The organism is Aromatoleum sp. (genome assembly GCF_036675785.1).
GTDB lineage: Bacteria > Pseudomonadota > Gammaproteobacteria > Burkholderiales > Rhodocyclaceae > Aromatoleum.
Genome location: NZ_JAKFEF010000077.1, coordinates 121,548 through 145,455 on the forward strand (window position 1 = coordinate 121,548; position 23,908 = coordinate 145,455).

At 64.4% G+C, this 23,908-nt stretch carries 17 protein-coding genes and 1 tRNA gene; 13 read left to right on the forward strand and 5 right to left on the reverse strand.

Going from position 1 to position 23,908, the window contains the following annotated elements; translation table 11 throughout:
• Nucleotides 1-86: 86 nt before the first annotated feature.
• Nucleotides 87-698: an arylesterase gene (locus V6M37_RS16885; RefSeq protein ID WP_332675280.1), complete on the reverse strand. Its 612-nt coding sequence runs from the start codon at nt 696-698 to the stop codon at nt 87-89.
• Between V6M37_RS16885 and V6M37_RS16890 the strand changes: the two genes are divergently transcribed.
• Nucleotides 679-1,392 carry an ABC transporter ATP-binding protein gene (locus V6M37_RS16890; RefSeq protein ID WP_332675282.1) on the forward strand — a complete coding sequence of 238 codons (714 nt, stop codon included), beginning with the start codon at nt 679-681 and terminating at the stop codon, nt 1,390-1,392. The genes V6M37_RS16885 and V6M37_RS16890 overlap by 20 nt on opposite strands.
• A 31-nt stretch (nt 1,393-1,423) precedes the next feature.
• Here the strand turns inward: V6M37_RS16890 and hpnE are convergent, their stop codons facing one another.
• From hpnE to V6M37_RS16910, 4 genes are all read right to left on the reverse strand, one after another.
• On the reverse strand, nt 1,424-2,731 hold the full coding sequence (gene hpnE, locus V6M37_RS16895) for a hydroxysqualene dehydroxylase HpnE (RefSeq protein WP_332675284.1): 1,308 nt from the start codon (nt 2,729-2,731) through the stop codon (nt 1,424-1,426).
• Nucleotides 2,732-2,759: 28 nt separating this feature from the next.
• Nucleotides 2,760-3,593 (reverse strand): presqualene diphosphate synthase HpnD, encoded by an 834-nt coding sequence (gene hpnD, locus V6M37_RS16900; protein ID WP_332675286.1) that lies wholly within the window; start codon nt 3,591-3,593, stop codon nt 2,760-2,762.
• Nucleotides 3,594-3,673: 80 nt separating this feature from the next.
• Complete coding sequence (hpnC, locus tag V6M37_RS16905; protein ID WP_332675288.1) at nt 3,674-4,507, reverse strand: squalene synthase HpnC; 834 nt, start codon at nt 4,505-4,507, stop codon at nt 3,674-3,676.
• Between the two features lie 84 nt (nt 4,508-4,591).
• Nucleotides 4,592-6,712 (reverse strand): diguanylate cyclase, encoded by a 2,121-nt coding sequence (locus V6M37_RS16910; protein ID WP_332675290.1) that lies wholly within the window; start codon nt 6,710-6,712, stop codon nt 4,592-4,594.
• A 285-nt stretch (nt 6,713-6,997) separates the two neighbouring features.
• Here V6M37_RS16910 and V6M37_RS16915 point away from each other — a divergent pair, with 285 nt between their 5' ends.
• The 12 genes from V6M37_RS16915 to V6M37_RS16970 all read left to right on the forward strand — a co-directional run bounded on the left by V6M37_RS16915 (nt 6,998) and on the right by V6M37_RS16970 (nt 23,892).
• Complete coding sequence (locus V6M37_RS16915) at nt 6,998-7,675, forward strand: ABC transporter ATP-binding protein (protein ID WP_332675292.1); 678 nt, start codon at nt 6,998-7,000, stop codon at nt 7,673-7,675.
• Complete coding sequence (locus tag V6M37_RS16920; protein WP_332675294.1) at nt 7,672-10,323, forward strand: FtsX-like permease family protein; 2,652 nt, start codon at nt 7,672-7,674, stop codon at nt 10,321-10,323. Before V6M37_RS16915 ends, V6M37_RS16920 begins: the two co-directional genes overlap by 4 nt.
• A gap of 58 nt (nt 10,324-10,381) precedes the next feature.
• Entirely contained in the window at nt 10,382-11,521 is a 1,140-nt protein-coding gene (locus V6M37_RS16925; protein ID WP_332675296.1) for a lipocalin-like domain-containing protein, read from the forward strand.
• A 127-nt stretch (nt 11,522-11,648) separates the two neighbouring features.
• Nucleotides 11,649-11,733 (forward strand) — tRNA-Leu (locus V6M37_RS16930).
• A gap of 261 nt (nt 11,734-11,994) precedes the next feature.
• A complete protein-coding gene (locus V6M37_RS16935) occupies nt 11,995-12,783 on the forward strand; it encodes an ABC transporter permease (protein WP_332675297.1) in 789 nt (262 codons plus the stop codon).
• A complete protein-coding gene (locus V6M37_RS16940; protein ID WP_332675298.1) occupies nt 12,780-13,445 on the forward strand; it encodes an ABC transporter ATP-binding protein in 666 nt (221 codons plus the stop codon). Before V6M37_RS16935 ends, V6M37_RS16940 begins: the two co-directional genes overlap by 4 nt.
• Entirely contained in the window at nt 13,442-14,608 is a 1,167-nt protein-coding gene (locus tag V6M37_RS16945; protein ID WP_332675300.1) for a hypothetical protein, read from the forward strand. Before V6M37_RS16940 ends, V6M37_RS16945 begins: the two co-directional genes overlap by 4 nt.
• 123 nt (nt 14,609-14,731) lie before the next feature.
• The gene (locus V6M37_RS16950; RefSeq protein WP_332675302.1) at nt 14,732-16,327 is read left to right on the forward strand and encodes a polysaccharide biosynthesis/export family protein; all 1,596 of its coding nucleotides are present in this window, start codon (nt 14,732-14,734) and stop codon (nt 16,325-16,327) included.
• A 145-nt stretch (nt 16,328-16,472) separates the two neighbouring features.
• Nucleotides 16,473-20,120: an FkbM family methyltransferase gene (locus V6M37_RS16955; protein WP_332675304.1), complete on the forward strand. Its 3,648-nt coding sequence runs from the start codon at nt 16,473-16,475 to the stop codon at nt 20,118-20,120.
• 281 nt (nt 20,121-20,401) lie between these two features.
• Entirely contained in the window at nt 20,402-20,842 is a 441-nt protein-coding gene (locus V6M37_RS16960) for a CatB-related O-acetyltransferase (protein WP_332675306.1), read from the forward strand.
• Between the two features lie 213 nt (nt 20,843-21,055).
• On the forward strand, nt 21,056-22,336 hold the full coding sequence (locus V6M37_RS16965) for a nucleotide sugar dehydrogenase (RefSeq protein WP_332675399.1): 1,281 nt from the start codon (nt 21,056-21,058) through the stop codon (nt 22,334-22,336).
• Between the two features lie 44 nt (nt 22,337-22,380).
• A complete protein-coding gene (locus V6M37_RS16970) occupies nt 22,381-23,892 on the forward strand; it encodes a glycosyltransferase family 2 protein (protein ID WP_332675308.1) in 1,512 nt (503 codons plus the stop codon).
• The last annotated feature ends 16 nt before the right edge of the window (nt 23,893-23,908 follow it).

Below are 23,908 nucleotides of genomic sequence, written 5' to 3' on the forward strand. Positions count from 1 at the left end.
CAGAGCATGGGTCGGAGTGAGCGCCGCGAAGTCCGACATTGCCGGCGTTGAGGAAACAGCCGGGACAAGGGCTCACCCGGCGGATTTCACCCCTTCAACATCGCGACGAGCTGCTTCCACACGGTGTCGACGATGATCGTCTGCGCCTCGGCCGTCGGGTGGATGCCGTCGTCCTGGAACATCTCGCTGCGCTCGGCGAAGCCGTCGAGCAGGAACGGCACGAACGGCACGTCGTGCTCGCGGGCGACGTCGGCGAAGGTCTGCTGGAAGCGCTGGTTGTAGGCCGCACCGTAGTTCGGGGGCATCTGCATGCCGACGAGCAGGACGCGGACGCCTTTTTCGCGTGCGGCCCGGATCATCTCGGAGAGGTTGTCCGCCATGAAGCTCGGCTTCAGGCCGCGCAGTCCGTCGTTCGCCCCGAGCTCGAGGATCAGCAGGTCGGGTTTGTGGCGGTCGAGCGCGGCCGGCAGGCGGGAGCGGCCGCCAGCCGAAGTTTCGCCGCTGACGCTCGCATTGACGACGGTATGACGGAACCCTTCGCGTTCGAGGCGCGTCTGCAATAAGGTGGGCCAGGCTTCCTGCGATTTCAGGCCGTAGCCGGCCGACAGGCTGTCGCCCCATACGAGTATCGTCGCCGCCTGGGCGGCACCCGAGAAAACTACGGCAAAGAAGATCACCATGGATCGCAGCAGAGGCATCGAATTCTCCGTACCGGTAATGGAAGTGACGGGCCTGTCGAAAAGCGTCGCGCTCGCCGACGGGCAGGGAACGCTGCAGATTTTGCAGGATGTCACGTTCATTGTGGGAGCCGGCGAGTCCGTCGCGATCGTGGGCGCGTCGGGTTCGGGCAAATCCACGCTGCTTGGATTGCTCGCCGGGCTCGATGTGCCCGGATCGGGGTCGGTCCGCATCGACGGGACCGAACTCTTCGCGCTCGACGAGGACGCGCGCGCCGCGCTGCGCGGCGAATCGGTCGGCTTCGTGTTCCAGTCCTTTCAGCTGCTGCCCGCGCTGACCGCGCTCGAAAACGTCATGCTGCCGCTCGAACTCGCCGGCGCTCCCGACGCCGCGGCGGCCGCGCGTCACTGGCTCGAGCGCGTCGGTCTCGGCGGGCGCCTGCGCCACTATCCGAAGCATCTGTCCGGCGGCGAACAGCAGCGCGTCGCCCTCGCGCGGGCATTCGCGCCGCGCCCGCGGCTGCTGCTCGCCGATGAACCGACCGGAAACCTCGACGCGGCGACCGGCGAAGCGATCATCGAGCTGATCTTCTCGCTCAACCGCGAAGTCGGCACGACGTTGATTCTCGTGACGCACGACGAATCGCTGGCGGCGCGCTGCAACCGCGTGCTGCACATGCAGGCGGGCCGGCTGGCGGAAACGAGCCTCGCCTGATCCGGCCACGACACCGGCAGCCGCGGCGCGATTAGCGACCGACCGAAGACAGCGTCCGCAGCACCCGCGCCGCCGTATCGACGCCGGAGCGCACCGCCGATTCCAGTGTCGCCGGATAGTCGGAGTCGAGGTAATCGCCGGCAAGCCACAGGCCGGGGACCGGCGTTTGCGGACCCGGGCGGACGAGGCCGGGCCGGCACGCGAACGTCGCGCGTTTTTCGGTGATCACCTGGGACCATTCCGGGCTCGGGAGGCGACGCTGCAATTCGCGTTCGAGTTGCGCGTGGACGGTGAGCAGCAGGTCTTCGCGCGACAGCGCCTCGTGTTCGCCGCACGCGCTGATGACACACGCGATGAGGCCGGCAGGACCGCCGAACTGGCCGCGGTCGAACGCCCACTGCGCGGGCCCGCCGGCAAGCCCGATCATCGGATGGGCGAGATGCTGCGACTTGCCGAGCGCGAGGTAGACCGTCGTGATCGGCTCGGCGGGCAACGCGTCGATCATCGCCGCGAGCCGGTCGCAGTCGCCGGCCGAGGCGAGCAGCGCGCCGGCGTGGTGCGGCGCGGTCGCGACGACGACCTGCTCGTACAACTGGTTCGCGGGGTCGCCGTCGAGACGAAACCCGCCGGACACGCGCCGGATCGCGTCGACCGCCGTGCCCGTGCGCAGCTTGCCGCGGCGCACCGCGAGGAAGCGGGCGGCGGGCACCGGGAAGAGTTCGGACAGATCGACGCGCGGGATCAGCAGCTCGCTCGCCGAGGCGCCCGCCGCAAGGCTGTCGCGCAGCACGTTCGCGAAGACCTGCGCCGAGGCCTCGGCGATCGGGGTGTTCAGCGCGGCGACGCACAGCGGTTCCCAGACCAGCTTCGACAGGTGGAGCGGCTGGGATGTCTCGCCGAGGAGCCGGTGGACGGTCATCTGCGGATCGACGCGGAAACGCCGCTTTCTCAGGAAGCGCATCAGCCGCAACATTCCGAGCCGGTCGGCCCAGCTCAAGCCTGTCGCGCGGAAGAGTCCGACCGCCAGATGCAGCGGGGCCGGCAGCGGGACGGCCTGCAAGTGCATTCCGCCGGGTGTGTGCAGCGTCAACGGCAGGTGCGCGAGGACTTTCGGCGAACCGCCGGTGAGGCGCAGCAGGCGCGTCATCTCGGTGTAGGCGCCGATCAGGATGTGCTGGCCGTTGTCGATGCGCCAGCCGTCCTTCGCGACGACGCGCGCGCGGCCCCCGAGCGTGTGCGAACGCTCGAACACGGTGACGGGCACGCGCTTGCGCGCGAGTTCGACCGCGCACGCGAGACCGGCGTAGCCGGCGCCGATGATCGCGACGGCGCCACTCACGAAGACGTTTTCCCGCCGGCGCGCGTGCTCACGCCCGCACCCAGGTCGACCCGGCGATCCACAGTTTGCGCATCGGCGTCAGCGAAGTGCGCCGGTCGAGCACCAGGAAACCGTCGCGCTCGATTTCGTCGAGCAGGGTGCGGTAGATCGCGGCCATCACGAGACCCGGCCGCTGGTTCTTGCGATCGACCGCGGGCAGCTCGTCGAGCGCCTGGTCATAATACTTCCGTGCGCGCGCCGCCTGGAAAGCCATCAGTTCGCGGAAATTGTCGTCATGGCGGCCTTCCATGATCTGGCTCGCCGGCACCTTGAAGCGCTGCAGTTCGTCGATCGGCAGATAGATGCGTCCGCGGCGCGCGTCTTCGCCGACATCGCGGATGATGTTCGTGAGCTGGAACGCCATCCCGAGGTCATGAGCGTACTTCAGCGTCTGGCGGTCCTGGTAGCCGAAGATCTCCGCCGCGAGCAGGCCGACGACGCTCGCAACCCGGTAGCAATAGAGCTGCAGTCCCTTGAAGTCGAGGTAACGGCTCTGCATCAGGTCCATTTCCATGCCGTCGATGATCTCGATCAGTTGTTCGAGCGGCAGGTTGAAGCGTCCGACGACGTCCTTCAGCGCGAGCGTCACCGGGTGGGTCGGTTCTCCCGAATGCACCCGCACGACTTCGTTGCGCCACCAGTCGAGCTTCGTCCGCGCGATCTGTGCGTCCTGGCATTCGTCGACGACGTCGTCGACTTCTCGGCAGAACGCGTACAGCGCGGTGATCGCCTGCCTTCGCTCGGGCGGCAGGAACATGAAGCTGTAATAGAAGCTGGAGCCGCTCTTCGCAGCCTTGTCCTGGCAGTACTCGTGGGGGGTCATGAGGGGATGTTGTCCATTCGGGGCATTCGCCGCGGCGGGAAAACCGCGAACGGGCGCAAGGTCCTTGCCGTATTCGTCGGTTATCGGGTTCCTGGATATCGCAGCGTGCGCCATGCGAGACGGGGCCAGTCGCCACGGCCCAGCTTCGGACGGCGGCGGAAGACGTCGTACCCGGTCGCCTCGATGCGTTCGAGGATGCGCAGGCCGCCGAGCACCATCAGGCGCAGTTCCCAGCCGATCCGGCCCGGCAGCCGGCGCGCGAGCGGCGCGCCCTCGAGCATCATCGCGCGCGCACGTTGGACCTGGAACGCCATCAGCGCGCGCCACGCGTCATCGCAGCGCGCGGCGTCGAGGTCGGCCTCGGCGACGCCGAAGTGCGCCATCTCGTCGAGCGGCAGATAGATCCGGCGCTTGTCGCGGTCGATCGCGACGTCCTGCCAGAAGTTGATCAGTTGCAGGCTCGTGCAGATGCAGTCGGACAGTCTCAGGTTGTCCGGCGTCGCCGCGCGGTACAGATGCAGCAGCAGCCGCCCGACCGGGTTCGCCGAGCGGCGGCAGTAGTCGACGAGCTCGGCTAAGTCGGCGTAGCGCGTCTTGTCGATGTCCTGCGTGAAGGCATCGAGCAGGTCGCGGAAGAGTCCGACCGGCAGGCCGTGCGCGCGGATGTTGCGGGCGAGGCGGGCGAACATCGGCGCGAGTTCGGGGTCGCGCGCGGGCTCCCGGCGTTCGATCGCGTCGAGCGCGGCGCGGTAGTCGTCGAGGCGCGCATGGCGCTCGGCGGGCGGCGCGTCGCCCTCGTCGGCGATGTCGTCGGCGCTGCGCGCGAAGGCGTAAATCGCCTCGACCGGCTCGCGTAAACGGACGGGCAGGAGCAGGGAAGCGACGGGAAAGTTTTCGTAATGGTCGACGGGCATGTTCGGCGCGCGGAAAGCGCCGGCGAGTATACGCGATCGCCGTGACCTTCCCGCGGTTCCGCGACGGTCGGGCGAGGATCGGTGTCAGGAAATGGCGCGGCGCGCGGCCGGGGCAGGCTGCTCGACCGGGGCCTTCCATTCGCCGATCGGCCGCGGCGACGCGATCGCGTGGCCCTGGGCGTAGGCGAAACCGAACGCGTGCAGCGTCTCGAGCAGCACCGGGTCCTCGACTTCGGAGGCGATCGGCGTGACGTCCAGCGCCGCCGCCATCCCGGCGAGCGCCTGCGCGAGATTGCAGCCGGCTTCGAGGCCGTAGGCCGTGATCAGCGCGTTCAGGCTGATCTTCACGTAATCGGGCTGGAGCGATTTCAGGTGCCGCACGCCGCCGCCGTCGAGCTGTTGCAGCGTCAAGCGGCAGCCCAGTTCCCGCGCGCCGGCCGCGAAGCTGCGGCATTCGTCCGGGAACTGGTCGACCAACGGCACCGGCAGTTCGAACACGATCCGCTGCGGCGCGATCGCATTGCCGTGCAGCGAGGCCCGCAGGTGGGCGAGGAACACCGGGGCTTCGAGGATCGACGCCCGGCTCACGTTGAGGCTCACGCTGACCGGGTGGGTTTCGGCAACCGAGGAATCCAGTTGCGCGACGGCGGCGCAGGCGAGTTCGACGACGCCGATATCGAGATCGAGCGGCGCTTCGCGATTTTCGAAACGAACGAGATAGTCGGTAGGCTGCCGCAGTTCGCCGGCCGTATCGCGCACGCGCAGGAGGACTTCTAGCCACGCCGCTGCGCCGCTTGCACGACCGAGCGGGACGATCGACTGCGCATGCAGTTCGACGTGCTCCTCGAAGCCTTCGTCGACGCCGCGCACCGGACCGTCGCTCGCGGGTCGGTCACCGAGCGGCGTGAATTCGACGACCTGGTTGCGCCCTCTCTTTTTCGCCTCGTAGCACGCGCTGTCCGCCGCCATCAAGAGGTCGGCGACCGTCGCGTGGGTCCCGTCGATGAAGGTCACGCCGATGCTCGCGCCAATCGAGAAGAGGCGGTCCTCCCACGAAAAGCGGAAGGCCGCGACGCCTTCGCGCAAGTGCTCGGCAATGCGCAGCGCATCCGCGCGGCTGCAGCCGCGCAGGATCAGCGCGAATTCGTCGCCGCCGACGCGGCAGACGACGTCCTGGTCGCGCACGCGCTGCCGGATCAGCCGGGCAATCCGGCACAGCAGCTCGTCGCCGGCCGCATGCCCGCAGGTGTCGTTGACGATCTTGAAGCGGTCGAGGTCAATGAAGCACAGCGCACAGTGATCCCCGGCGCGTTTCGACACAGCGACGCTCTCCTCGAGCCGTTCCTCGAACGCCCGGCGGTTCGGCAGTCCGGTCAGCGGATCGTGCTGCGCCTGATGCGCGAGCAGCGCCGTCGCCGCATCGATGCGCGACTGCATCGTGCGGTGGCTCTCCGAGATCGAGCGCGCCATCGTGTTGAAACCGCGTTCGAGCGCCCCGAGTTCCGCCGTGCTCGCCGTTTCGGCGAGTTCGACGTCTAGCGCGCCGCCGGCCATTCGGTCGACCCCTTCGACCAGCGCCGCGACCGGCCGGGAAATCGACCGCGCGAGCCGCAGCCCGACGATGCCGGTCAGGCCGAGACCGACGAGAGCGAGTCCGAGGGTCGCGAAGATCACGAGACGTTTCTCGCGTTGCGACGGACCTTTGTCGAGTTCGACATACACCCAGCCGATCGTCCGCACCGGCGGCGGCTCTACCGCGGACCAGCCGGGCCTGAATGCGTCGTCGAAAACGACGCCGCGCGAGACGACCGGCGCGGTCGCGACGAACACGTTCACCGGCCCGCGCGAGGTGCTCGGTTCGTCGATCTCCCGCAGCGCCGTGGGCTCGAGCACGTTGAAGCGCCCGGTGCTCGCAAGGAGCGCGCCCTCCTGGTTGTAGATCGCCACCGCGCTGATCTCGCGCTGCGCGATCGCCGCCTGCAGCAGTTCGTAGAGGTTCGCGCGGTTGCCGGAAATGACGCCGTATTCGGCCGCCGGGGCGAGAAAGCTGACGATCGCCTGCCCGCGCTCGCGCAGCGCCTCGTCGAGGGACATCGTGCTTCGATACAGTACGAGGCCGGTGATCAGCGTCGCGAGCAGCGCGGCCGGCAGCAGCGCTACGAGCAGCAGGCGATTGTGAATCGAGAGATCGCCGAGACGACGCACGTCTTGCCTTCAATGCAGGAGCGGGAGGATTGGCTGCGCGGCGATGAGCGGCGACGAAGGGGGATCGTTCCGCACCTTTCCGGCTCCGACCGAACTGGACTCACGGATGGGTGACGTTCGACTTATCGTTGCTGCTATTGTTCGATGCTGCATTACGGCTCCCTTTTGGCATGAGAGTTCCATTTGCATTGCAGGGTGTCAATTCCCTGTCGTGGGCATTTGGACTTTGCGGCTACCCAATTTGGGTGAAAGCTGACGCATTTCTGATTTCGTGGGCTCCTGAACATGCTTGCGTTACGAGAACTCGGGAAAGGCTTCGGCACGACCGCGCCGCGGCCGCTTTTCAGCGACGTCGCGCTGACGCTTTCGGCCGGCGAATGCGTCGCGATCATGGGCGAATCCGGAGTCGGGAAATCGACGTTGCTGAACTGCATCGCCGGGCTCGAGCCGGTCGACCACGGAAGCATCCGGCTCGACGGCGTCGAACTGACGGAGCTCGACGACGACGCCTTCGCGCGACTGCGTCGGCATCGCTACGGCTTCGTCTTCCAGGCGTTCCACGTCCTGCCGCATCTGACCGTCATGCAGAACGTCGCGCTGCCGCTGTGGCTGCTCGACCGTCCCAATCGCGAGGCGCGGCAGCGGGCGACAGCGATGCTCGCCCGCGTCGGCCTCGCCGGCCGCGGCGGCGACTGGCCGCGACACCTCTCGGGCGGGGAGCTGCAGCGCGTCGCGATCGCGCGGGCGCTCGTCCATGAGCCGGCGCTGGTCCTCGCCGACGAGCCGACCGGCAATCTCGACCCCCAGCGCGCGGGCGAAATCCTCGACCTGCTGCTCGACTGCATTCGCAGCGCCGGGGCGAGCGGGATCATCGTGACGCATTCGCGCACCGCCGCCGCCCGGACTGACCGGATCCTGCGCCTGACCGCGGACGGACTCGACGCCGAGGCGCTCGCGCGATGAATCCGGCGCTCGCGCGGATCTTTCTCGCGAGCCTCGGGCGCCGGCGGCTCGCGACCGCGCTGTCGCTCGTCGCGATCGCGCTCGGGGTCGCGCTCGGGCTCGCGGTGCAGCTGATCCATACCGCGGCGCTCGACGAGTTCGGACGCGGGATGCGGCTCGTCTCCGGCGAGGCGGACCTGCAGGTGCTCGGCCCGCGGGATGGTTTCGGCGACGACCTTTACGTCTCGCTCGCGCAGCGCCCGGAAATCGCCGAGGCGAGCCCGATACTGGAAATCGAGGTGCGGCTGCCCGGGCGGGAGGACACGCTGCGGATCTTCGGCATCGACGTGTTCCGCGCCGCAGCGATGCAATCGGCGCTGATGCCCGCGGCGCAGACGCCCGCGCCGGCGGCGGCCGACGGCGGCGCGGACGGAGAGGCGAACCGGGACGCGAACCGGGACGCGTACGGGGACGCGAACGGGGACGCGAACGGGGACGGGGACGGGGACGGCGCGGACGCAGAGGCGGCGGGCCCGGACCGAGGCGCGACGCCGTTTGCAGCGCTCGCGGCCGATGCGCTGTTCCTGAGCCCGGCGGCACGGGCCGCGCTGGCACTCGGACCAGGACAGACGCTCGCGGTGCAGGTCGGGACGCGCGAAGAGGTGTTGCGCGTCGCCGGGAGCGTGCCCGCCGCGGGCGTGGGACAGCGGCTCGCGGTGATGGACATCGCCGCGGCGCAGCACGTGTTCGAGCGCGTCGGCCGGATCACCCGCGTCGACCTGAGGCTGGTGCCGGGAACCGATCCGCGCCGGGCACAGGCCGCGCTGCGCGGGGTACTGCCTCCGGGCGTAGAGCTGCTCGCGCCCGAAGCGACGGAGTCGCAGGCGGCCGGGCTATCGCGCGCATATCGCGTGAACCTCACGATGCTTGCGGCGATCGCGCTTCTCACCGGCGGATTCCTCGTCTTTTCGACGCAGTTGCTGTCCGTCGTGCGGCGGCGCCAGGAGCTCGCGTTCCTGCGCGCGCTCGGCCTCGACCGCCGCGCGATGCTGGGGGGCCTGCTTGCCGAGGGCGGCGTGCTCGGCCTCGTCGGCGGCGTGTTCGGTGTCGCGCTCGGCTATGCGTTGGGCGCGCTGGCGGTGGCTGTCGTCGGCGGTGACCTCGGCGCCGGCTACTTCGAGGGCGTCCGTCCGCAACTGCGCTTCGAGCCGCTTGCGAGCGCCGCGTACCTCGGCCTCGGCGTCGTCGCCGGACTCGCCGGCGCGGCGATGCCCGCGCGCGAAGCGGCGAGGCTAATGCCGGCCCGCGCGCTGCACGCGGGCGACGAAGCCGAAGTTTTCCGCAGCCGCCCGCGCTGGCACGCCGCGCTCGCGTGCCTCGCGCTCGCCGCAGTGTCGTGCCTCGCGCCGCCGGTCGGCGCCGTGCCGGTATTCGGCTACGCGGCGATTGCGCTGATCCTCGCCGGCGCGGTGCTCGTGCTCCCCGGCGTCGTCCGGCTCGTGATGGCGGTCCGGCACGAGCGCCGCGGATTCCTCGTCCGCCTCGGGTTCGCCCGGCTCGCCGCGGCGCCGGGGCAGGCGGTCGTGGCCGCCGCAGGGGTGGTTGCGAGCGTCGCGCTCGCCGCCGCGATGGCGATAATGGTCAGCTCGTTCCGCGGCTCGGTCGACGACTGGCTGTCGAAAGTGCTGCCCGCGGATCTCTACCTGCGGGCGTCGCCGTCGGGTGCGAGCGGATTCCTGACCCCGCAGACTGTCGCCCGCATCGGGGAAATCCCCGGCATCGCGCAAGCGCAGCCGGTGCGCTTCGACACGCTGCGCCTCGACGACGCGCACTTGCCGGTGACGCTTATCGCGCGGCCCGTCGCGGATGGCGCGCGGATTCCGCTCGTCGCGGGCGCAATCGCTCCAGAGCCAGAACGAAGCGGGGACCGTTCCGCTTGGATCTCCGAAGCAATGGCGGATCTTTTCGGGCTGCGTGTCGGCGACCCGCTCACGTTGCCGCTCGGGAGCCGCGAGCGTCCGTTTCGCGTCGCCGGCATCTGGCGCGATTACGCGCGCCAGAACGGCGCGGTCGTCATCGAGCTCGCCGACTATCGCGCGCTGACCGGCGACGAGCGCACGAATGACGTCGCGATTCACCTCGCCGCCGACGCGCGGCCCGCGGACGTCAGCGCCGCCCTCGTAAGCGCGCTGGATGCCCGCACGATTGAAATCCAGACGCCGGGTGCGATCCGCACGCGAACGCTGGCGATCTTCGACCGCACCTTCCTCGTCACCTACGCGATGGAAGCCGTCGCGGTCCTGATCGGCCTGTTCGGCATCAGCACGAGCTTCGCCGCGCTCGCGACCGCGCGGCGCAAGGAGTTCGGCATGCTCCGCCATCTCGGCGTCACGCGCGCCGAAATCGGCCGCCTGCTCGCGCTCGAAGGCGCGCTGAGCGCCGCCGTCGGCGTCATCGTCGGCCTCGCCTCGGGCGGCGCGATCGCGCTGGTGCTCGTCGAAGTGGTCAACCGCCAGAGTTTTCACTGGAGCATGGATCTGCGCGTCCCGGTGGCGGCGCTCGCCGCGTTTGCGGTCGCGCTTGTCCTGCTCGCGGCGTTCGCCGCGCGGCTCGCCGGCCGCCACGCGATGCGCCAGTCTGCGGTGCTTGCCGTGCGGGAGGATTGGTGATGGGAGACTTTCGGGCAGGAGCGATTTTCGACGTGACGACAAAAGGGCGGGGCTGCTGATGCAATGGCGTCGGCGGGACTGGCACGAGGCAAGGAAGGTCCGCGTCGGCCGGCCGCGACCGGTCGGCGCACGCTTCCTCGCGGGGGTTGCCGCTCTGACGATCGCGGCCACCGTCGCGCTTGCCGACGACCCTACGCCCTATCCGCCCGTCGTCGAAGGGCGCGTGCTCGAATTCCCGGCCGACACCGGCGCGCACCCCGGTTTCCGCAACGAATGGTGGTACGTCACCGGCTGGCTCGAGGACGAGGATGGAGTCGAGCGCGGTTTCCAGGTCACGTTCTTCCGCGTGCGCACGCGGATCGGCGATCGGAATCCGAGCCGTTTCGCGCCGCGCCAACTGATCCTCGCGCATGCGGCGCTCGCCGACCCGGCCGAGGGCCGCCTGCTGCATGCCGAGCGCGCCGAGCGTGCGCTCGATCCGCTGGCAGGTACCGAGACCGGGCGCACGCGCGCGTGGGTGGGGGACTGGGCGCTCGAATGGCGCGACGGGCGGTACGAGGCCCGCGTCGACGCGGAGGAATTCGATTTCGGCCTGCGCTTCGTCCCACCCGGCCCGCCGGTGCTCAATGGCGACCATGGCTTCAGCCGCAAGGCGCCAGACCCGAAGCACGCGAGCTATTACTACAGTCGCCCGCAGCTCGAAGTCGACGGCACGCTGACGTTGCGCGGAAAGGCGCAGAAGGTCCGCGGCCGCGCGTGGCTCGATCACGAATGGTCGACCGAAACGCTGCCGGAAGGCGCGCGCGGCTGGGACTGGATCGGCATCAACCTGCACGATGGCGGCTCACTGATGGCGTTCCGGATGCGCGACGCCGAGGGACGCGCGCTGTGGACTGCCGGAACGATCGCTTCCTCCAGCGGCGAGCCGCGAGCCCTCGCACCGCACGAAGTCGAATTTCTCCCTGGCCGGCGCTGGCGCTCGCCGCGCACCGGCAGCGAATATCCCGTCGAATGGGACCTCCGTATCGACGGCCGCCGCCTGCAACTTGCGCCGCTGATGGACGACCAGGAACTCGATAGCCGCCGCTCGACCGGCGCGGTGTATTGGGAAGGCGCGGTGAGGCTCCTCGAAAACGGCCGCGAGATCGGACGGGGCTATCTTGAAATGACGGGGTACGCGGAGCGCCTGCGGATGTAGGTCCGAGCGGAGCCAAAGGACGCCCGGCGGGACATGCGGTCGGGCCGGAACGGCGAGCCCTGAATTCGCAAAACAGCCCCCCGACGCCCATGTATAATCCGCCCGCCGCCGCAACGGCGGCCACCTCGCGAGGGTGGCGGAATTGGTAGACGCACTGGATTTAGGTTCCAGCGCCGAAAGGCGTGAGAGTTCGAGTCTCTTCCCTCGCACCATTCCTGGCGCATTCACGTCGCGCCGCATCGGCAACCGCTGCCGATCGTGCTATCGCACCCAATGCCATTTGGAAAATGGCGCTCGCGCGTGACATCTTTCCTCGAATTAGTTTCCTCCGCTCATTACAATTCGTTACGTTTCGTCAGGGCGGAGGGCAATTCTTCGTCATGATGGTTTTTGCGATTGGCTGCTTCTCGAGTTTTCCTGCGTCATGAAACCAGGAGGATGCGCAGGAAGGTAGCAACACGAGCAACAGATTCATGTCCGGCACCGTCCGTTCCGCTTCGGCCGTTACGCTCTCCGTCTGGAAGGCGCTTTTTCTTCGCGAAGCCGTCTCCCGCATCTCGTCGGGCCGCGCCGCGTGGGCGTGGCTGCTGTTTGAACCGGTCGTCCACGTCGCATTCATTCTGGTGTTGTTCACCCTCGTGCGGATGCGCGTCGTGCCCGGCGCCGAGGCCGCCGTCTGGCTGCTCGTCGGACTTTCGAGTTTCTTCACCGCGCGCAACATCTACTCGCGTGGCATGGAAGCGATCAACGCCAACGAGGCCCTGTTTGCGTACCGCCAAGTCATACCCGTCGATGCGGTGCTGGTACGGGCCGCCCTCGAAGCGTTTCTCGGCGTCATCGTCGCGATGCTGCTGCTGGTCGGCGCGGGGCTCTTCGGCTTTCAGGTCGTTCCGCACGATCCGCTCGGCGCACTCGCCGGTTTTGCCGGACTTTGCCTGTGCGGGCTTGGCCTGGGGCTGATCCTGTCGGTCGCGTCCGAGCTTGTCCCCGAACTCGGCAAGGTCGCCCGGCTGCTGTTCACGCCGCTCTACTTTCTCTCCGGCGTGATGTTCCCGGTGTCTCTCGTCCCGCCGCAGTACCGCGAAATCCTCTTCTATAACCCGTTCGCCCACGGCCTCGAGCTGGCGCGCGGCGCGTTCTTCCCCCTCTACCACGCGGCGCCGGAGGCAAGTTTCGGCTACCTCTACGGTTTTGCGCTGACCACCATCTTTCTGGGCCTCAGTTTGCAGGTTCGCTATGCGGTGAGGCTCAGGGCGCAATGATCCTCGTCGAAGACGTGCATAAGCGCTATCAGACCGATCACGGTCCGGGGAAGTGGGTCTTGCAGGGCGTGAGCTTCACGATCCCGCCGAAAGTGAACGTCGGCCTCGTCGGGCGCAACGGCGCGGGCAAGTCGACGCTGCTGCGCCTGATCGGCGGGGTCGATACGCCGACGCGCGGGCGCATCGAGCGCAACTGCCGCGTTTCCTGGCCGATGGGGTATGGCGGCGGCACGCACGGCACCCTCACGGGACGCCAGAACGCCAAATTCGTCTGCCGCATCCACGGCCACGAGGACGACCTCGCGGACCGCATCGCCTACGTCCAGGACTTCGCGCAACTCGGCGACGCGTTCGACGAACCCGTCCGCACCTACTCGTCGGGCATGAAGTCGCGCCTGCAGTTCGCGCTCTCGCTCGCGTTCGATTTCGACGTCTATATCTCGGACGAAGTCACCGCCGCCGGCGACGCCGCATTCAAGAAGAAGGCCGCCGATGCGTTCAAGAAACTCACTGACCGCGCTGGTCTGATCATGGTTTCGCACGGCGAGAGCACGCTCAGGCAGTTCTGCAGCGCCGGTATCTGGTTGCACGAAGGGCGCGCGTACTGGTTCGACGACATCGGCGACGCGCTCAAAAACTACAAGGAAAGTATCTCCGCATGATCGACCGCATCAAGCAATCCCGCGCGGCTCGGCTTATGAGCCGTTTCGCCGAGTGGGCCGACGGCCTGCTCACCCCGCGCCTGCTGCGCCAACGCACTTTCGGCGTCGCGTTCGTCGCCTGTCTGCTCGCTGTTGTGTATTGGAGCTTTGTCGCCTCCGACCGCTACGTGTCCGAGGCGCGCGTCATCATCCAGCGCACCGACCTTGCCGGTGGCCAGAGCATGGATTTCGGCTCGCTGCTCGCCGGCGTCGGCAATGGCGCACGCGCCGAGCAGCTGCTGCTGCGCGATCACCTGCTGTCCGTCGACATGCTCAACAAGCTCGACGCCAGGCTCAAGCTGCGCGCCCATTACAGCGACCGCAGCCGTGACATCCTGTCGCGCATGTGGTCCGCGGAAACCTCGCTGGAACGCTTCCACCGCCACTATCTGTCCCGCGTCAGCGTCGAGTTCGATGACTACGTCGGCGTGCTCGTCATCCGCGCGCAGGGCTACGACCCCGAAACGGCGCATGCGATTTCCGCGATGCTCGTCGAAGAGGGCGAGCGCACGATGAACGAGATGGCCCATGGACTCGCGCACGAGCAGGTGAGCTTCCTGGAGCGGCAAGTCGGCCAGATGAGCGAGCGCGCCATCGAGGCGCGCCAGGCAGTCCTCGCGTTTCAAAACGAGAATGGCCTGGTTTCGCCGCAGGGCACGGCCGAAAGCCTCGCTGCGGTCATCAACCAACTGGAAGCGCAGCTTACCGAACTGCGCACCCGACGCACCGCGCTGGTCGGCTACCTCGCGCCGCAGGCGCCGGGCGTGATCGAAGTCGACATGCAGATCGACGCGCTCGAAAAGCAGATCACGCAGGAGCAGGGCCGTCTCGCGGCACCGAAAGGCAAGGCGCTCAACCGCACCGTGGAAGCGTTCCAGCGCCTGCAGCTGAATGCCGAATTTGCACAGGACGTCTACCGCACCGCGCTCGTCGCGCTGGAAAAGGGCCGGATCGAGGCCACTCGCACGCTCAAGAAGGTATCGGTGCTGCAAAGCCCGACCGTCCCGGAATATCCGCTCGAGCCCCGCCGCTTCTACAACATCGTCGTTTTCGTGCTGGTCGCGCTGCTGCTCGCAGGCGTCGTGCATCTCATCGCCGCCATCATCCGCGACCACAAGGACTGATCCATGCGCCGTTTCGTTCTCTCTACCGTCCTGTCCGTTGCATCCCTCGCCGCCGCAGGGGCGTTCGCAGCCGATCCGCTGGGTGTCAGCCAGAGCCTGGGTCTGAACGGCGGCGCTTCCGCAATGCCCAACAGACCCGCCGCAGCCACTGTCCCCGCGCCTGTCCCAGCCCAAGCCGCAGTGCCGCAACTGGAGGCCGAGCCGCAACGGCAAGTCGATTATTCCGCGAACCTCGCCAGCGACGTCTTCGGCGCCAATCTCTTCGCCGGCACTTTCGCGCGCGAAGGGGCGATCCAGTTCAATCCGGATTACCTCATCACGACCGGTGACCGCATCCAGGTGCGCCTGTGGGGCGCGTACACCTTCGACGACGTCCTCGTCGTCGACCCACAGGGCAACGTCTTCCTGCCGCACGTCGGCCCAGTCAAGGTGCTGGGGGTGGCCAACAAGGACCTTCAGCGCGTCGTCGAAGCTGCGGCCCGCCGCGTCTTCCGCGCCAACGTGTCGAGCTATGCGAGCCTCGCTGCCGCGCAGCCGGTCCGCGTCTTCGTCGGCGGCTTCGTCAATCGCGCCGGGCTCTATAACGGCACCAGCATGGACAGCCTGCTCCATTACCTGGACCAGGCCGGCGGCATCGACCCCGAGCGCGGCAGCTTCCTGCACGTCCAGGTGAAGCGCGGCGAACGCGTCCGCGCGACGGTCAATCTGTACGACTTCCTGCTCGCGGGCCGCATCCCGCTGCTGCAACTCGCAGACGGCGACGTGATCTTCGTGCCGCCGCGCCAGAACACCGCGCTCGTCAGCGGTCTCGCCGACAATTCCAAGCGCTTCGAATTCGCCGCGCCGCAGCTCGCCGTCAGCGATCTCGCCCGCCTCGCGAAACCGAAGGCCCAGGCCACCCACGTCCGCGTCGTGCGCAACACCGGCACGGTCCGCAACGTCGAGTACTACGCCCTGGCCGAATCGAACGGCGTGACGATCGGCAACGGCGACGAAGTCGAATTCACCGCCGACAAGAAGCCCGGCACGATCACCGTCCGCGTCGAAGGCGAACACCAGAGCGCGCAGGAATACGTCCTGCCCTACGGCGCCCGCATCGGCGACCTCGTCGGACGGATCGAGTTTTCCGAGCGATCGGAGACCCAAAGCATCCAGCTCTTCCGCCGCAGCGTGCGCGAGCGCCAGAAGGCGATGCTCGCCACCGCCCTCAAGAGCCTCGAATCCACCGTCCTCACGGCCCGCAGCGGCACCAGCGACGAAGCGCGCCTGCGCAAGGAAGAAGCCGAACTGATCCTCCAATGGGTCGAGCGTGCGAAGACCATCGAGCCGACCGGGCAGGTCCTCATCGCCCAGGCGACCGACCGCGACACTCTGCTCCTCGAAAACGGCGACATCCTCAAGATCCCCACCCGCGACGGCCTCGTCCTCGTGAATGGCGAAGTCATGTTCCCGAACGCGATCGCCTTCGACCAGCAACTCGCGCTCGACGACTACATCGGCAAGGCCGGCGGCTACACCCAGAGTGCTGACAACTCCCGCGTCGTCGTCGCCCACCGCGACGGCAGCTTCGACCGCGGCGGCGAGGCCGCGTCGCTCCGCGCCGGCGACGAAGTGCTGGTGCTGCCGAAGGTCGAGGTCAAGTCCCGCCAGATCTGGAAGGACATGACGCAGATCATTTATCAGATCGCGGTTAGCGCGAAGGTTGTTTTCGGTCTCTAGCAACAATGGTCCGCAGCTCTTATCGGGTGCTCAATCAGGGCTGGATGGCGGAACGCCGGGTGCAAGTTCCGTTCTTGCCAGCATTTAACTGGGCTGCTGGTCCGAGATAGTTTTTCACATGGGGCTTTCGGGCGAAGGTCATGATATGAAAATTGAGAATGCTCTCTTTCCGATAAATGTTGATAATAGGTCCGTCGTGATGGATCTGCCAGATAGAAATGACTACATCCAGCGGCAGATCGCGGAAAACGGGGCGTTCTATGAGCTCGATCTATTGCAGGAGCTCGGCCGTCTTCCACTGTCAGAGGGAATCATATGCGACGTAGGCGCAAATATTGGCAACCACAGTGTGTATTGCGCCGCGTTTCTGGACAGAGAAGTCTACTCATTTGAGCCGCTGGCAGCTGCGTACGAAATACTATGCAGAAATATCCAGCTTAATCGTCTCGAACAGCGCGTTAAGACCTTTAATGTCGCGCTTGGGGATCAGGATCAGCGCGGAGTAATGGTAGAGCGTCCAGGGAACATGGGGGCGTCCCGTTTCACTCCTTCGCCTTCTGGTGCGGTGACCATGGCGACGCTTGACAGCGTTGTTCCAGAAGGCGTACAGGTCGCGGCGATCAAGATAGATGTCGAGGGATACGAAGTCGCCGTGTTGCGCGGTGCGGAACGTCTGATTCGAATGAATCGGCCGTTGCTTGTTGTTGAGGTGCAAACGCACTCTGCGTACTTGGAAGTCAGTTCAGTTCTCGGTGGCTACGACTATTGTCCAATAGGACAAAAAGGGAAGACGCCAACAGTATTTTTCGTGCCGGTTGAGGAGTGGAGTCGGTTCTCTAGGTTTCTCACCTATTTGGTCAGGAATGACGTCGAGGATGTTCGGCGACGGGTTCAAGGGCAGTTGGACCGGCTTTGGCGCAAGACGGAGGAGATCGTTGAAGCAGGGAAGGCCCTTTCGAGTCACTTGGTTGGTCAGGATGATCTGCTCAAGGGGCTGTTCGCAGACCAGGCCCGTGTAATAGATGATGTCTTTAAGGGGGCTCGTGACGACGTAGTACGTGCGCTTGACGGACAGCGGGAACTGCTGGAAGGTGACGCGCGCCGATTGGGAGACCTCGGGACCGACCAGACCACTTTGCTGCAGCGTCACGAGGAACTGCACGCTCGCGTGGTCGATCTGGGCGAGTACCTCACCAAGCACGGCGCGAAACAGGAAGAGACATTCAGAGACCTGCTTTCCGAACAGGCAGTCGCGCTGAGCGAAACCCTGAAAGAAAGCGGGAATCAAGTGCTGCGCGCGCTCGAGGGACACCAGCATCGACTCGACTGTGGTGTCCTCGCGCTGGAAGGCGTCAGCGATCGAATGGGCATCTTGCTTGAGAAACAAGATCAACAGAACGAGCGCTTGTCGGAGCTTGATAAAACCCGTCGTCAGGAATTGACGACTCACGAGCAAGCCATCAAAGACCTATTCGTCCGTCAGGCCGAACTCATCAAGAGTGCCGCCTCAAGCGGCGCAGATGAGCTCGCCTTGGTGCTTGAGAATCAAGAGAACGTTCTTGATTCTGTCACTGAAAGCTTGATCAGCGCAGTCCGGCAGGACCTGAGTAAAGCAAATCGCGTCTTCAACGCATCACTCGAGGAAATCCGGCAGCGGACGGGGAGGTTGGAACACGGAGCAGACAAGGTTCAGGAGCTAGAAACAGAGATCGCACGTTTACTCGTTGCTGTTCAAACCGAGCGTACCCGCGCGCGAATCCTCTCCCGCAGACTTCATTCGCTCTATACGAAGGGGCCCCGCGCAGTCGTTGGAAAGCTGTTGACCCTACTCAATAGGGCAACTAGAGGATGGGTCAGTCGGTACGAGACGTGGAACGACTTTGAGCAACGAACGGAGTGTCGCGTAAAGCGGGATATTGACGACTTCAAGAAGCTGCACTCTCGAGTGGCTGCTCTGGCGGGCGGTGAAAGCAGATCGAGACAAATGGAAGTTGATAGCGCTCCTTCTGCCTTAATGATAGGGGTCAAGCCTCCTTCCTCGTCAGTTGCTGAGGTACGAAGGGAGCGGGTTCGCATAGGCATAGCGTCGATCGAAGTGCGTCGAACTGCCCTATCGTATGTCATCGCCTGTCTCTACGACCAGGCGGATGAGATATTCGTTTATCTAAACGATTACAGCGAAGTGCCCGATTTTCTCCATCGCGACAAGATTACCGTGATACACGGGAAGGGTGATATTGGCGATAGAGGGAAGTTCTACGGCGTAGAGGGCTTTGACGGCTATTTTTTCTCGTGTGACGATGATATTGCATACCCCCCGTATTACGTCGCGCATTGTATTGACGCTATCGAACGGTACGGGCGTAAGGCGATTGTCGGTTGGCATGGCTCGCTCATTAAGGCGCCATTCAAGGACTACTACTCAAATGAGTCTCGACGAGTGTTCTCATTCAGGTCGGGGCGCCCTGAGGATATTGCCGTTCACGTGCTCGGAACGGGTTGCACCGCGTTCCATTCAAGTTCCATTGAGGTCCGTCGTTCCGACTTCGAGACCTCAAATATGGCTGACGTCTATTTTGCGCTCTTGGGCCAGCGGCAAGGTGTGCCGTTTGTCGCAATTAAGCATGACGCGGGTGAGGCGCTTCCTCTGGAAATTCCGGATGACAAACCAATTCACCGGGAATCGATGCAAAAGACCGGATCGAAGGCGGATACTCGTGCTCTTCAAAATGAACTAGTAATCGCGCACAACAACTGGTCAGCTGTGCTTCCGCCCTTGGCTTTCGAGCGTCCTACTCCTACCGTGGCGTACGTAGGTCGGTTGAACAAGGATAGATGGAAAAAGGGCGGCATTCTTAAGTCAGGTCACTTAATCCTTGATGCACTTCGGAGTTTGGGCCATAGGGTAATTCCTGTCGAGATTGACCAGGATAGGACGAATATTTTCGCATCTATCAAGGAAGCCAAGATCGTTTGGATCTACCCGGGAGACCCGGAACGTCCAGATTTTGAGCCGGTCGAGGCTCTGATGGAACATGCAGCTCACCGTGGAAAGCAAGTCTACGTGAACTTATCGTTTAATCTCATCGACTCTCGAACCGATTGGATCGCAAAAAAGCTCGAAGTATGGCAAGAACAGTTCAAGGGTCGTGTAAAGGCATGCGTGTTTACGTACGGAGCTGCTGATTATCCGGACTTCAGTTCTGTAAAGGAGAGCTTGATCTGCATACCGAAGACAATCGATTTTGACTTGTCACTAGAAGCTGATTTTGAGGAAACCTCTGGAATTTTTCTCGGGGATCTTCAGAAGCTTCTTAATCGTAACTTGGTCGGTGGTGACATCGAGGAATGGATATCTGCGGTACGTCGGGAGCTTCCGGGCGTGTGTCTTTACGCGGTTCGGCAATACGGCGGGAAAATCGACAGGGATCTTGGCCTCGAGGTGGTGCCGTATGCGAGCGGGCCTGAATGGGAAGCATGGCTTGCTCGGAGGCGAATTGTTTCGTGTCTCACACCTCATGCCACATTTGAGATGATACCTGTGGAATCGGCCGGACTCGGAGTTCCTGTCGTTTATCGTCCAATGATTCACGCGCATACGGAGGTTCTATCGAGCTGTGGTATTCAGGTGAGAACGCCGGACGAGTTTGGGAAAACCTGCAAGGCACTCTATACAGATCCAACTTTGTGGGCGCGATTTGGCGCAGCTGGGCGGCATAGGGCGAAAAGCTTGCATATTCAATACGCTTCGGCCGCGATTCACCGTCAGCTCGTGGCAGGATTGGTGAGCTGACCGACCAGGGTGAGCGCTCCGCGATTATCGATTATTTGCCGAATCGCCGATCGTCTCTGCGGTGTCGGTGTTCTTTCCACTGGATGCGAAGAGCGGATAACTCGAGCGTACTGGTGTCAACTTCTGGTCCTCTGTATATGAGTCGAGAGTCTGAATTGAAGAGCCTCGGGTTGGAGGTAACGTTGGGTCGCATACCGCGGTCCCCCTTTCGCTTCGAACCGAAAGTTTCACTCGGGGCCTGTGATATTCATCCGGGCGTTCGCTTTGGAATGCACTCATATATGAACGGAGGGTTCGTGCGTTCCGGAGTGGAGATCGGTCGATACTGCTCGATTGGGCGCGACGTTACGATTGGAACAGGGCATCATGAATTGGAGGCGTTGTCGACCAGCCCCTTTTTTGGGCATTTTACTGAACGTTCGACGATGAAACTCGCCGACCCAGTCAAGAGAATTCGAGTGAAGGTTGGAAACGACGTGTGGATCGGTGATCGGGCGATTGTACTTTCGGGCGTCACCGTCGGGCATGGCGCGGTAATCGCAGCCGGCGCAGTCGTGAACCGGGATGTACCAGATTTTGCGATCGTGGGCGGGGTTCCAGCGCGTGTTATACGTTACCGCTTTTCCGGCGATATTGCTCAACGGCTTTTAGATCTGCGTTGGTGGGAGTTCGATCCAGCGCGATTACGCGAGCTGAGATGGGGAACGTTCTGGAGACTCTAGTTGAACTCGAGTCGTGGGCTCCAGAGTGGCGGACCGTCGCCCATGACTGTCATATCTGCGTCTAATGCACTGTATTGGTGGCCCTGGCGAGCAAGTGGCGCTGGGCAGGATTGAGTAGTTAACGCGTGAATGACGCTGCTTTCGAGTCGATTTCTTTTCTCATCTAATCTTTTTGTGCGGCGTAGGGCGCCGCTTTAAGGTGGCCTTGTGAACATTAAGTGCGCGGCGGTAATCGGGTTGGGTTATGTGGGGCTTCCCCTGGTTGTTGAGCTTGGCAAGCAACTGAAAACTATCGGCTTTGACGTTTCTAGGCAAAAGGTAGAGTGTTGTCGCCGCCGTGTGGATCCCTCTCGTGAGCTGACGGACGACCAAGTGCGTGCTGGCGTGCATGCGGTCTACACGGATGATCCTGCCGAGCTCGCTGAAGCTGACCTCATTATCGTGGCGGTGCCCACTCCGGTGGATGAATCGAATATGCCGGATTTCAGTCCGCTGGTTGGAGCCTCGTTGACTGTGGGCCGCAATATGAAGAAGGGCGCGATTGTTGTTTTCGAGTCCACGGTGTACCCCGGCGCCACTGAGGAGATTTGCATTCCGGTGCTGGAGCGCGAGTCAGGGCTCAAGTGGAAGCAGGATTTTTTTGTCGGGTACAGCCCCGAGCGCATCAACCCGGGTGATCGCGACCGCACGCTCACAAAGATCTTAAAGATCGTCGCGGGCGACTCGCCCGAGACGTTGGAGAATGTGGCTGCATTGTATGAGCGGATTATTGAGCCGGGTGTTTATCGCGCTAGCTCGATCAGGGTCGCCGAGGCCGCCAAGGTCATCGAGAACACCCAGCGCGATCTGAATATCGCGCTGATGAATGAATTGGCCGTCATCTTCGACAAGTTGGACATCGACACTACCGAGGTGCTGGAAGCTGCTGGCACAAAGTGGAACTTCCTGAAGTTCAAGCCCGGTCTGGTCGGGGGGCACTGTATCGGCGTGGACCCCTACTACCTGACCCACAAGGCGGAGATGTTGGGTTACCACCCTCAGGTGATCCTGGCCGGGCGCCGCATCAACGATGGGATGGGCAAGTACATTGCTGAGCGGACCGTGAAGCAAATGATTGCCGCCGGTTGCGCCATTAGGGGCGCGCGTGTCAACGTGTTGGGGCTGACCTTCAAGGAGAATTGTGCCGATTTGCGCAACAGCAAGGTGATTGAAATCATCCGTGAGCTCCAGAGCTATGGCATTAATGTAAGCGTGACCGATCCGCACGCGGATTCCGAGGAGGCCATGCACGAATATGGCGTAACGCTCATCCCGTGGGAGGAATTGCTTCCCGGCGATGCTTTGGTGGCAGCCGTCGCGCATCGCGAGTATGGCCAACTGACGGTGGAGGAGTTGGGAGCCAAGCTGCTGCCCGGCGGTACGTTTATCGACGTCAAGGCGTTCTTTGACGCCGAGGCGTTGCGGGCTGCCGGCTATAACGTGTGGCGCCTTTGAAGAGAGTCTCGATTCTCGCGCGCGTGCCGCTCGGGTGTTTTTGGATGTCTGCAACTAAGCGCGCCCCGAACCAGTTGCGGTTTTGGTGGCATTACCGGAAGGACCGCTTGGCGCACGCGCTCGCGCATCATGACTGCGCCGGGCCGTTGTCGCCGCGGGCGCTTTCGGCGATGTATCGGCTGGGAATGTACGCTTCGGTGGTGGCGGCCCGGCCTATTCGACTGGGATGGTGGGGGCTATTGGCGAAGGCGGTGTCGTATGCCGCCTGCGGCAAAGTTGACGAGGCGCGCGAGGCCGTGGCGGTATACCTGCGTTGCCCGGGCGCAGACGCTCACCTTGAGCAGCTCGCCAGCGATCTCGCGCCCTTTCGTCCTGATCAAGCCTTGCAGCTGGCGCAAGACAGCCCACGGATCTCGCCCGCCTTGCTGTGTGGCCTGCTGCTGAGAAGCGGGCAGGTCGAGGAAGCGCGACAACTACTTGACTCGCTGTCACCGGATACGGTCGTGGCCAAGCCCGAGCTGCAGTTGCTGCGTACAAACGCCTTTGGCGGAACCCCCGGCGAGCAGCTGCAGCGTCTTAATGCCTTTCTCGGATCGCACGGCGTATCGGCTCTGCGCTTAATCCATGTGGCCCATGCGCCGTCGCCGGTAAACATCGCAGTGAAGGAGCCGCCTGCACCGCAGGAAGGGCCTTTGGTGACGGTATTGATGACCACCTTCCGGACTGGTCCGCGGGTCCTTCCGGCCATCGAGTCCGTGCTCCTACAAAGCTATCGTCAGCTGGAACTAGTCGTGGTGGACGATGCCAGTGGCGACGACACACCCAAGCTGGTTCGGGACTTGGCCCAGCGTGATTCGCGGCTGCGTTTTGTGGCACTGGATCGCAACGTCGGCACCTATGCCGCTAAGCTCATTGGGTTGTCGCAGGCGCGAGGCGAGTTTGTCACCTGTCACGACTCGGATGACTGGTCGCATCCCGTGAAGATCGCTCGGCAGGTCGCGCCGCTGTTGTCGGACGAGCGTCTGGTAGGCACTGTGTCGAACTTGGTGCGCATTCAGGACGATGGAGCGTTTTATGCGCGGGCGGTGCACCCGCTGATGCGCTTGAACCCGTCCTCACTCCTCTTTCGGCGGGAACGCGTGCTGCGCGAAGCGGGTGCTTGGGACTGCGTGCGAACGGGCGCCGACAGCGAGCTTCTTGCCCGACTACGGGTGGTGTTCGGTCCACGGGCGATCAGGAAGATCAGACAACCGCTGGCGCTGGCCAGCCACCGGCCGGACTCCCTGATGACTGCGACGTCCACCGGTTACTCCGAGACTGGAATCTCGCCCGAGCGATTAGCCTACTGGGAAGCGTGGTCGCACTGGCATATCGAGGCGCTGGCGCACGGGCGGCGGCCTTACCTTCCTGCCGAGCCCCTGGCAGCCGCCAGGGCTCGGCCCTTTCCGGTGCCGCAAGCGTTGCGGGTCCCGATCGAGTATGTCGAGGAGTCTGTTGCGAGTGTAGCGGCGAGCAAGGACGGGTGCGCGGCGCAACGGGGACTGGGAAGAGAATGAGGCAGGCTGGCGCGAC

What these genes read in the sequence shown, in the direction of transcription:
- V6M37_RS16915 (WP_332675292.1), top strand. Translation starts at nt 6,998, where the DNA reads ATGCTTGCGTTACGAGAACTCGGGAAAGGCTTCGGCACGACCGCGCCG.
- hpnC (WP_332675288.1), bottom strand. Translation starts at nt 4,507, where the DNA reads ATGCCCGTCGACCATTACGAAAACTTTCCCGTCGCTTCCCTGCTCCTG.
- V6M37_RS16950 (WP_332675302.1), top strand. Translation starts at nt 14,732, where the DNA reads ATGCCCAACAGACCCGCCGCAGCCACTGTCCCCGCGCCTGTCCCAGCC.
- V6M37_RS16960 (WP_332675306.1), top strand. Translation starts at nt 20,402, where the DNA reads ATGAACGGAGGGTTCGTGCGTTCCGGAGTGGAGATCGGTCGATACTGC.
- V6M37_RS16920 (WP_332675294.1), top strand. Translation starts at nt 7,672, where the DNA reads ATGAATCCGGCGCTCGCGCGGATCTTTCTCGCGAGCCTCGGGCGCCGG.
- hpnD (WP_332675286.1), bottom strand. Translation starts at nt 3,593, where the DNA reads ATGACCCCCCACGAGTACTGCCAGGACAAGGCTGCGAAGAGCGGCTCC.
- V6M37_RS16935 (WP_332675297.1), top strand. Translation starts at nt 11,995, where the DNA reads ATGTCCGGCACCGTCCGTTCCGCTTCGGCCGTTACGCTCTCCGTCTGG.
- V6M37_RS16890 (WP_332675282.1), top strand. Translation starts at nt 679, where the DNA reads ATGGATCGCAGCAGAGGCATCGAATTCTCCGTACCGGTAATGGAAGTG.
- V6M37_RS16925 (WP_332675296.1), top strand. Translation starts at nt 10,382, where the DNA reads ATGCAATGGCGTCGGCGGGACTGGCACGAGGCAAGGAAGGTCCGCGTC.
- V6M37_RS16970 (WP_332675308.1), top strand. Translation starts at nt 22,381, where the DNA reads ATGTCTGCAACTAAGCGCGCCCCGAACCAGTTGCGGTTTTGGTGGCAT.
- V6M37_RS16940 (WP_332675298.1), top strand. Translation starts at nt 12,780, where the DNA reads ATGATCCTCGTCGAAGACGTGCATAAGCGCTATCAGACCGATCACGGT.
- V6M37_RS16885 (WP_332675280.1), bottom strand. Translation starts at nt 698, where the DNA reads ATGCCTCTGCTGCGATCCATGGTGATCTTCTTTGCCGTAGTTTTCTCG.
- V6M37_RS16945 (WP_332675300.1), top strand. Translation starts at nt 13,442, where the DNA reads ATGATCGACCGCATCAAGCAATCCCGCGCGGCTCGGCTTATGAGCCGT.
- V6M37_RS16955 (WP_332675304.1), top strand. Translation starts at nt 16,473, where the DNA reads ATGAAAATTGAGAATGCTCTCTTTCCGATAAATGTTGATAATAGGTCC.